We start from the raw sequence: 8,293 nt of genomic DNA on the forward strand, positions 1-8,293 counted from the left end.
TTAACCCGCCTTGACCATGTGGGGCTGGCTGGCGCGCTCGCCCGGTTGGTGATCCAGGTCTCGGCTGACCAGCAGCAGCACTTCAGCGCTGGCATCGGCTACTTGAGCCTTGTAGCCAGTGATCGAGCGGGCGAACACGTTGTAGATGACCACGGCAGGGATAGCCGCTACCAGGCCCAGGGCCGTGGCAAGCAGCGCTTCGGCGATACCAGGGGCCACCACCGCAAGGTTGGTGGTTTGGGTTTTGGCAATGCCGATGAAGCTGTTCATGATGCCCCAGACGGTGCCGAACAACCCTACGAAGGGCGCGGTAGAGCCGATGGTTGCCAGCACGCCGGTGCCGCTGCTCATCTTGCGACCACAGGCGGCGACCAAGCGCTCCAGGCGGAAGCTTACGCGGTCCTTGATGCCGTCTTTGTCACGCGCGTTGGCCGACAGCTGCAGCTCGTTTAAGGCATCCTGTACCAGCAGGTGCGTCAGGGTGCCCGGTTGCTGCGTGGCTTCGCTGGCCGCCTTAAGGGTGGTGGCGCGCTTGAGGATAGCCATTTCCTGACGCAGGCGGCGCTTGGCACCCAGCAGCTCCAGCCCTTTGGCGATCCACAGCGTCCAGGTCACGATGGACGCAATGGCCAGGCCAATCATGACTGCCTTAACCACAACGTCTGCGTTCTGGTACATGCCCCAAGGGGAGAGGTCATGGCCCAGGCCTAGGGACGCCTCCCGCGGGTCGGCGGCTTCGATGGTATCGGGCGTACCAGCCGGCACGCCCGGCGTTGCGGCGGGAGCACTGACCGCGGGCGGCTGGTCGGGAGCCGCGGTATCGGCCAGGGTAGCCTGGGGCGCGATCAGGCTCACACACAGCAACGCCATGGCACACCAAGCGCGAGGCACTAGTCGAAACGTAGGGAGTGAAGAAGCAAGCTGGGTAGAATTCATGCTGGCCGAACCTGAATAGTAAGGTGGGCGGTCCATGCAGGCTGATGGGCGCCGGGCAAAAGGTGGCACATTATTGCAAGTAATTCTTAATAGCAGAAGCGATTGCGTCGGATTTTTCTTTCAGCATCGTTGAGCAAAGCCTGAAAAGGAGGAAGTATGACCCTGCCCAAGCTGGTAATCGCTGGCTGCGGTGATGTAGGCAGTCGGGTAGCACTACAGCTCCAACAGGCCGGCTGGGCAGTAACCGGCCTGCGGCGTAATCCCGCGCGATTGCCTTCCGGGGTTCCCGGTTTGCGCGCGGATTTCAACCAGCAAGCCTGCCCGGAAGGCTGGGCAACCTTGGCCCCGGACTACCTCGTGTATGCCGTGGCCGCCGATCAACATGACGAAGCCGGGTATCGCCGGGCCTATGTCGAAGGCCTGGCCAACGTAATGGGGTGGGTGAAGCAGCACGGGCAAGCGCCGCGCCGGCTGATCTTCGTGTCCAGCAGCAGCGTCTATGGGCAGGTCGAAGGGGAGTGGGTAGACGAAACCTCGCCCACCCAACCCTCGGGTTACGCTGGTGCGGTCATGCTGGAGGCCGAGGCCCTGGCAGGGGCTGGCCAAATACCGGCAACTGTCGTTCGGCTCACTGGCATCTATGGGCCTGGGCGGGAGCGCTTGATCAACCAGGCACGCCAAGGTTACTACGCGCCACCGGAGCCGCCGCAGTATGGCAACCGGATACAGGTCGACGACGCCGCAGGGTTGATTGCTCACTTGCTGCAAGCGGACTGGCAAGGCCAAGCCCTGGCAGGGTGTTATCTGGGTGTGGATAACGCGCCAGCGCCATTGCACGAAGTACTGGAGTGGCTGCGAACGCAAATGCAGGTCACGCTACCCCCGCAACCGGCAGCGCTACGCCGCACCGGGAGCAAGCGCTGTAGCAACGCCCTGGCGCGCGGCCTGGGTTGGGCCCCGCGCTACCCGAGCTATCAGCAAGGCTATGGCGCGCTGCTCGAACAGATGAGCCTGCGCTAGCGGTGAAGGCGCCAGGCCACGGCGCCTGGGCGCAGGCTGGGCATCTCGCCTTCCGCGGCTTGGTTGGCGGCAACAAAGATATCCAGTTGGTCGTTGTCCCGTTGCAGGATATACGCCGAGCCCTGGTTGCCGCCTTGCAACCAGACGCTGTCGAAGGCCCCGCTCATGGCGGCGCAATCCCCACCCAGGCATAGGGCATAGCGGTCCATGCCAGGCAGGCCTTCAATACGGCCATCTGGCAAGAAATGCACTTTGGTGCCCGTGCCTTGGCCTTCGCTGATAGTCCAGTCGCCGCCCATGTAGGCTTCATACAGGCGGTGCTCGAAGGCCCCGCCTGGTGGCAATGGCGCCTCACCACTGGCGGCGCGCTTGAAGCCTTGCTCACCGGCATTGTCGCTGGCAGCCTGAACCAGCTCATCGCCATTAATGCGCAGGCTTTCCGAGCCATTACCGTAGAAGTCCACCTGCCACGGCGCTTTGCCCTTGGAGGTCAAGGTGCCTTCGGCCACTTCGAAGCCGTTAGTGGACGTTGCCTTGCCTGCGGCTGAGTCCACTTGCCATTCGAGGGTTGGGCCCATGCCCAACAGCGCTTGGCGCAGGTTGCCACCTTTGACCGCCGCTTCGATGGCGTTTTCATTGAGCCATACGCCACCTACGTCAGCAGGGTGGCTGGCGCAGCCGCCGAGCAACGCGGCCAGTACAGGGACCACAATAAACAGGGAGCGCATGCAGATTCCTTGAAGATTGAGGCGGTGCCTGTTGAAGGCTACCGCCATAGGCTCATTCCAGAACCAGAATGGCGTCCATTTCCACCTGCGAGCCCTTAGGCAGCTCGGCTACGCCGATGGCGGCGCGAGCAGGGTAGGGTTGCTGAAAGTAACGCCCCATCACCTCGTTGACCGTGGCGAAGTTGCCCAGGTCGGTAAGGAAAATATTCAGTTTGACGATGTCCTTGAATGAACCGCCAGCGGCTTCGGCTACCGATTTAAGGTTCTCGAACACCTGAACGGTTTGCGCCTCGAAGCCCTCGACCAACTCCATGGTGGCTGGGTTGAGCGGGATCTGCCCAGACATGTATACAGTGTTGCCGGCCTTGATCGCCTGGGAGTAGGTACCGATCGCCGCTGGGGCTTTATCGCTGTGGATGACGCTCTTGGTCATGAAGCACTCCTTGATGGGATAACTGCCGCGGGCCTTTCGTACAGAGCCTAAGCCCGCATGCGGGTAATGCGAATGACGCCATTGAGCGCGCGCAGCTTGCGGATCACTCGCGCAAGGTGAACGCGGTCATGAACGCTGACGACCAGTTGAACCACACTGGTACGACCGTCGCGCTCGTCCATGCTGATTTTCTCGATGTTGCCATCGGCGGCGTTTACGCTGCTGGCCAACAGGGCGATCAAACCACGTTGATGTTCGAGTTCCACGCGCAGTTCAACATTGAACTCGCCGCTGACGTCCTTGGCCCAGGCCAGCTGGATACATTTTTCCGGGTTATGCCGCACTTCGCTGATGTTGCGGCAGCTTTCCAAGTGCACCACCATGCCTTTGCCCGCCGACAGGTGACCCACGATAGGGTCCCCAGGGATAGGCGTGCAGCACTTGGCGTAGCTGAGCACCAGGCCTTCGGTACCACGAATGGCCAGGGGGCTTTCGTGGCTGGGTGAGGCCTCGCTTTCGGACGCCACCAAACGACGCGCCACTACATAGGCCATGCGATTGCCCAGGCCGATGTCTTCGAGAAGGTCTTCGATCACTTCCAGCCGGTATTCGGTCAGCAAGTGTTGTGTACGGTCGGCGGGAATACGCTCCAAGGAGGTATCGAAGCTGTTGAGCACCTTGTTGAGCAGGCGCTCCCCCAGGCTGACCGACTCGGAGCGGCGTTGTAGCTTCAAGGCATGGCGAATGTGCGTGCGCGCCTTGCCAGTGACCACGAAATTCAGCCAGGCCGGGTTGGGCCTGGCGCCAGGCGCGCTGACGATTTCGACCGTGGAGCCACTTTGCAAGGGCTCGGACAAGGGCGCCAGGCGGCGGTTGATCCGGCACGCAATGCAGCTGTTGCCCACGTCGGTGTGCACAGCGTAGGCGAAGTCCACTGCCGTGGAGCCTTTGGGCAACTCCATGATTTTGCCCTTGGGCGTGAACACGTAAACTTCATCCGGGAACAGGTCGATCTTTACGCTCTCAATGAACTCCAGTGAGTTGCCTGCGCGCTGTTGCAGCTCGAGCACCCCCTTGACCCACTGACGGGCGCGGGCATGGGTACTTTTGGGGACTTCACCGTTGCTGGACTTGTACAGCCAGTGGGCGGCAATCCCATTATTGGCCATTTCTTCCATTTCGCGGGTGCGAATCTGGATTTCAATGGGTACCCCGTGCATCCCGAACAGCGTGGTATGCAATGACTGGTAACCATTGGCCTTGGGGATGGCAATGTAATCCTTGAAACGACCTGGCAGTGGTTTGTACAGGTTGTGTACCGCGCCAAGTACGCGGTAGCAGGTGTCGACCTTGTCTACCACGATGCGGAAAGCGTACACGTCCATGATTTCGTTGAAGGCACGGCGCTTGCCGCGCATCTTCTTGTAGATGCCATACAGGTGCTTCTGGCGACCGCTTACGTCCCCTTCGATGCCGTCCACCGCCAGGCAGTTGGCCAAGGAGTGCTCGATCTTCGCCACCAGCTCCTTGCGATTGCCCCGAGCGCGCTTCACCGCTTGGTGAATGCGTTCCGAACGCATCGGGTGCATGGCTTTGAAGCCTAGGTCCTCGAACTCCACGCGCACGTTGTGCATGCCCAGGCGGTTGGCGATGGGCGCGTAGATTTCAAGGGTTTCTTTGGCGATTCGTCGGCGCTTTTCACCGGAAAGCACTTCGAGGGTACGCATGTTGTGAAGGCGGTCGGCGAGCTTCACCAGAATGACCCGGATATCCCGGGCCATGGCCATGGCCATCTTCTGGAAGTTCTCGGCCTGGGCTTCAGCCTTGGTCTCGAAGTTCATCTGGGTCAGCTTGCTGACACCATCGACCAGTTCAGCGACCGTTTCACCAAACTGCGCGCATAGCGCCTCTTTGGCGATGCCCGTATCTTCGATCACATCATGGAGCATGGCAGCCATCAGGCTTTGATGGTCCATGTGCATGTCGGCGAGGATATTCGCCACCGCGAGCGGGTGGGTTACATAGGCCTCACCGCTACGACGGCGTTGGCCATCGTGGGCCTGTTCGGCGTAATAGTATGCTCGGCGAACCAGGTTGACCTGGTCCGTGCCGAGGTAAGTCGACAAGCGCTCGGCGAGGACGTCTATGCCTAGCAAGGGAGAACCTCCCGTCGCAGTAACGCCGTCGCCTTGTTGGGTCGACAGGGCATGGGCTCAGACGGCCTCGTTGGCCTCATCTTCAAACGCAGTGAACAACGGCTCTTCATCGACAATTTCAGCCTCAGCGATTACATCGTAATCGACCAGACCAGCCGCGATCTCGCGCAGGGCTACCACGGTAGGCTTGTCGTTTTCCCAGCCGACCTTCGGCTCCTTGCCGCCGGTTGCCAGCTGGCGGGAACGTTTGGTGGCGAGCATGACCAGCTCGAAGCGATTATCAACATGATCCAGGCAGTCTTCAACGGTCACGCGAGCCATGGTGTTCCTCGTACAAAACAGTGAGCGCCCGCTTTGGGCGGGGTAGCGGACTGGGCAGTTTAAAAAATCACCAGCCTTAATGGAAGGCCCACGGTGATTCTAAGGTGATTTTCAATGGCCGCCGGTCTGGCAGGCAGCCGACGGACTTACCCCAAAAGGCCGGCCAACAACCCTTCATGGCGTTGTTGCTGAGCCTCCTGGCACAGTCGGTTAGCACGGAAGATCGCACGCAGGTCCACTAAGGCAGTAGCGAAGTCATCGTTGATCACCACGTAATCGTACTGAACGTAGTGGCGCATTTCGTTAACCGCCTCGCGCATCCGCCCTTCGATGATCTCGTTGCTGTCCTGGCCACGGTTGGTCAAGCGTTGGCGTAGCGCCTGCAACGACGGCGGCAGAATGAAGATCGAGCGGGTGTCCGGCATCAGCTTGCGCACTTGCTCGCCACCCTGCCAGTCGATTTCCAGAATCAGATCGTCGCCCGCTTCCAGCACTTGGCGTAGGCTGGTTTTGGAGGTGCCATAGAGGTTGCCGAACACTTCGGCCTGCTCCAGAAAGTCACCATGCTCCACCATAACCAGGAACTGTGCCCGGTCCACGAAGTGGTAGTTCACTCCATCAGCCTCGCCGGGCCGCATCGCCCGCGTGGTGTGAGAGACCGATACGCGAATGCCGGGTTCCGCGTCGATCAGCGCCTTGACCAGGCTGGTTTTGCCGGCGCCAGAGGGCGCGGAAACGATATATAGGGTGCCAGGTGTGGGTTTCATGGGGTCGCCTTACTCAATGTTCTGCACTTGTTCGCGCATTTGTTCGATCAGTACCTTCAGGTTGACCGCGGCTTGGGTGCTGCGCGGGTCGAAGGCTTTGGAACCGAGGGTATTAGCTTCACGGTTGAGTTCCTGCATCAGGAAGTCCAGGCGGCGGCCAGAGGCCCCGGGGCTGGCCAGCACACGGCGAACCTCACGTACATGGGTGGTCAAGCGGTCCAGCTCTTCAGCGACGTCGCTTTTCTGCGCCAGCAATACCAGCTCTTGTTCCAGGCGCTGGGGGTCAAGCTCCGCGCGCATCTCGGCGAAACGGTCGAGGATCTTCTGACGCTGGGTGGCCAACATGTGCGGTACCTGCTCGCGCAAGGCGTTGATGTCCTCGGCCATGGCATCCAGGCGGTCGCTGATCAGCCGCGCCAGCTCAGCGCCCTCGCGGGCCCGGCCTGCTTTCATCTCTTGCAATGCCTCGCTGAACAGGGTCAGCGCGCTGGCCTGCAAGGCTTGCGTGTCTACGCCCTGGCTGATCATTACCCCCGGCCAAGCCATTACTTTTAACGGATCGATGGCCGCGGGATTGGCGATCAGGGCAGCTACTGCTTCAGCGGCCTGGATAAGCTCGCCGGCGCGGGCCAGGTCCAATTGCGGCGCCTGGCTGCTGGCTTCTTCATTTAAGCGTAGCGTGCATTCGACCTTGCCTCGTGACACGCCCGCGCGTAGCGCTTCACGCACGGCCCCTTCCAACTCCCGAAACACATCGGGCAGGCGCAGGTGCGGCTCCAGGTAACGGTGGTTGACTGAGCGAAGCTCCCAGACAAGGGTGCCATGCTCGCCGGCGCGCTCTGCTCGGGCGAAGGCGGTCATGCTATGAACCATGGGGCGAACCTCGTGGATAGCGGCGCGATGACAGCGCCTTGGCAGCGATAAAGGCGCAAGAGTGTACCTCAAGGCGGCCTGGGCTCCCACTGCGCGCCTGCGGCTGGATGCCGCTCCATGCGTCAGTCCGCGCCTGGCCTTGGCTATTTAGGTACCGGCGCTGGCAGCACGGCTTTATACTGTCGGGCAGTTTTTCAATCCGTACAGGTAACCTAGATGAAACGTCCTAGTGGTCGCGCCGCCGATCAGCTCCGCTCGATCCGCATCACTCGCAACTACACTCGCCACGCCGAAGGGTCGGTGCTGGTTGAATTCGGTGACACTCGGGTAATCTGCACGGTCAGCGTCGAAAGCGGCGTACCGCGCTTTCTCAAGGGCCAGGGTCAAGGTTGGCTCACCGCTGAATACGGCATGCTGCCTCGGGCAACGGGTGAGCGTAATCAGCGCGAGGCGAGCCGAGGCAAGCAGGGCGGCCGTACCCTGGAAATCCAGCGGTTGATCGGCCGCTCGTTGCGAGCGGCGTTGGACATGTCCAAGCTGGGCGATATTACGCTGTATGTGGACTGCGATGTCATCCAGGCCGACGGCGGTACCCGTACGGCGTCCATCACCGGCGCCATGGTCGCCTTGGTGGATGCGCTCAAGGCCGTCAAAAAGCGTGGCGGGCTCAAAGCGGGCGACCCGCTCAAGCAGATGATCGCGGCGGTATCGGTAGGGATGTACCAAGGCGAGCCTGTGCTGGACCTGGATTACCTGGAAGACTCTGCGGCAGAAACCGACCTGAACGTGGTCATGACCAGCGGCGGCGGCTTTATCGAAGTACAGGGTACCGCCGAGGGCGCGCCCTTCCAGCCAGAGGAACTCAACGCCATGTTGGCCCTGGCCCGTAAAGGCATGGACGATCTATTCGCGCTCCAGCAAGCCGCCTTGGCTGACTGAGCAACAACAGTGTAGGAGCGAGCACCAGCTCGCGAACGGGATATGAACTGCGCCCCAAATGTTGGACACCTATCCAACCTTATGGGGCGTTTTTCATGGGTAAGTACTCAAAAGACTTCA

Annotated in this window: 9 protein-coding genes; 2 read left to right on the plus strand and 7 right to left on the minus strand. The window is 61.0% G+C overall.

The genetic code is table 11. The annotated features are described in order from the left end of the window. Positions 1-936: a tonB-system energizer ExbB gene (gene exbB, locus ACWKV4_RS14535; protein ID WP_483832789.1), complete on the minus strand. Its 936-nt coding sequence runs from the start codon at positions 934-936 to the stop codon at positions 1-3. Between the two features lie 156 nt (positions 937-1,092). On the opposite strand from exbB, the gene ACWKV4_RS14540 reads away from it, so the two are divergent. Next, the gene (locus ACWKV4_RS14540; RefSeq protein WP_483832790.1) at positions 1,093-1,956 is read left to right on the plus strand and encodes an SDR family oxidoreductase; all 864 of its coding nucleotides are present in this window, start codon (positions 1,093-1,095) and stop codon (positions 1,954-1,956) included. Here the strand turns inward: ACWKV4_RS14540 and ACWKV4_RS14545 are convergent. From ACWKV4_RS14545 to ACWKV4_RS14570, 6 genes are all read right to left on the minus strand, one after another. Then, a complete protein-coding gene (locus tag ACWKV4_RS14545; RefSeq protein ID WP_483832791.1) occupies positions 1,953-2,684 on the minus strand; it encodes a hypothetical protein in 732 nt (243 codons plus the stop codon). The two genes, ACWKV4_RS14540 and ACWKV4_RS14545, sit on opposite strands and share 4 nt — an antisense overlap. Before the next feature lie 52 nt (positions 2,685-2,736). Continuing rightward, on the minus strand, positions 2,737-3,117 hold the full coding sequence (locus ACWKV4_RS14550; RefSeq protein WP_483832792.1) for a RidA family protein: 381 nt from the start codon (positions 3,115-3,117) through the stop codon (positions 2,737-2,739). 47 nt (positions 3,118-3,164) lie between these two features. Then, positions 3,165-5,273: a bifunctional GTP diphosphokinase/guanosine-3',5'-bis pyrophosphate 3'-pyrophosphohydrolase gene (gene spoT / locus ACWKV4_RS14555; RefSeq protein WP_483832793.1), complete on the minus strand. Its 2,109-nt coding sequence runs from the start codon at positions 5,271-5,273 to the stop codon at positions 3,165-3,167. A 57-nt stretch (positions 5,274-5,330) separates the two neighbouring features. Continuing rightward, entirely contained in the window at positions 5,331-5,594 is a 264-nt protein-coding gene (gene rpoZ, locus ACWKV4_RS14560) for a DNA-directed RNA polymerase subunit omega (protein WP_483832794.1), read from the minus strand. A gap of 146 nt (positions 5,595-5,740) precedes the next feature. Continuing rightward, positions 5,741-6,361 (minus strand): guanylate kinase, encoded by a 621-nt coding sequence (gene gmk / locus ACWKV4_RS14565; RefSeq protein ID WP_483832795.1) that lies wholly within the window; start codon positions 6,359-6,361, stop codon positions 5,741-5,743. Positions 6,362-6,370: 9 nt separating this feature from the next. Beyond that, the gene (locus ACWKV4_RS14570; RefSeq protein WP_483832796.1) at positions 6,371-7,234 is read right to left on the minus strand and encodes a YicC/YloC family endoribonuclease; all 864 of its coding nucleotides are present in this window, start codon (positions 7,232-7,234) and stop codon (positions 6,371-6,373) included. A gap of 216 nt (positions 7,235-7,450) precedes the next feature. Here ACWKV4_RS14570 and rph point away from each other — a divergent pair, with 216 nt between their 5' ends. After that, positions 7,451-8,173, plus strand: coding sequence for a ribonuclease PH (rph, locus tag ACWKV4_RS14575; protein ID WP_483832797.1), 723 nt, complete (start codon positions 7,451-7,453; stop codon positions 8,171-8,173). Positions 8,174-8,293 lie beyond the last annotated feature (120 nt).

Source organism: Pseudomonas artemisiae (assembly GCF_057128685.1).

What these genes read in the sequence shown, in the direction of transcription:
- ACWKV4_RS14550 (WP_483832792.1), bottom strand. Translation starts at nt 3,117, where the DNA reads ATGACCAAGAGCGTCATCCACAGCGATAAAGCCCCAGCGGCGATCGGT.
- gmk (WP_483832795.1), bottom strand. Translation starts at nt 6,361, where the DNA reads ATGAAACCCACACCTGGCACCCTATATATCGTTTCCGCGCCCTCTGGC.
- ACWKV4_RS14570 (WP_483832796.1), bottom strand. Translation starts at nt 7,234, where the DNA reads ATGGTTCATAGCATGACCGCCTTCGCCCGAGCAGAGCGCGCCGGCGAG.
- rph (WP_483832797.1), top strand. Translation starts at nt 7,451, where the DNA reads ATGAAACGTCCTAGTGGTCGCGCCGCCGATCAGCTCCGCTCGATCCGC.
- exbB (WP_483832789.1), bottom strand. Translation starts at nt 936, where the DNA reads ATGAATTCTACCCAGCTTGCTTCTTCACTCCCTACGTTTCGACTAGTG.
- ACWKV4_RS14540 (WP_483832790.1), top strand. Translation starts at nt 1,093, where the DNA reads ATGACCCTGCCCAAGCTGGTAATCGCTGGCTGCGGTGATGTAGGCAGT.
- rpoZ (WP_483832794.1), bottom strand. Translation starts at nt 5,594, where the DNA reads ATGGCTCGCGTGACCGTTGAAGACTGCCTGGATCATGTTGATAATCGC.
- ACWKV4_RS14545 (WP_483832791.1), bottom strand. Translation starts at nt 2,684, where the DNA reads ATGCGCTCCCTGTTTATTGTGGTCCCTGTACTGGCCGCGTTGCTCGGC.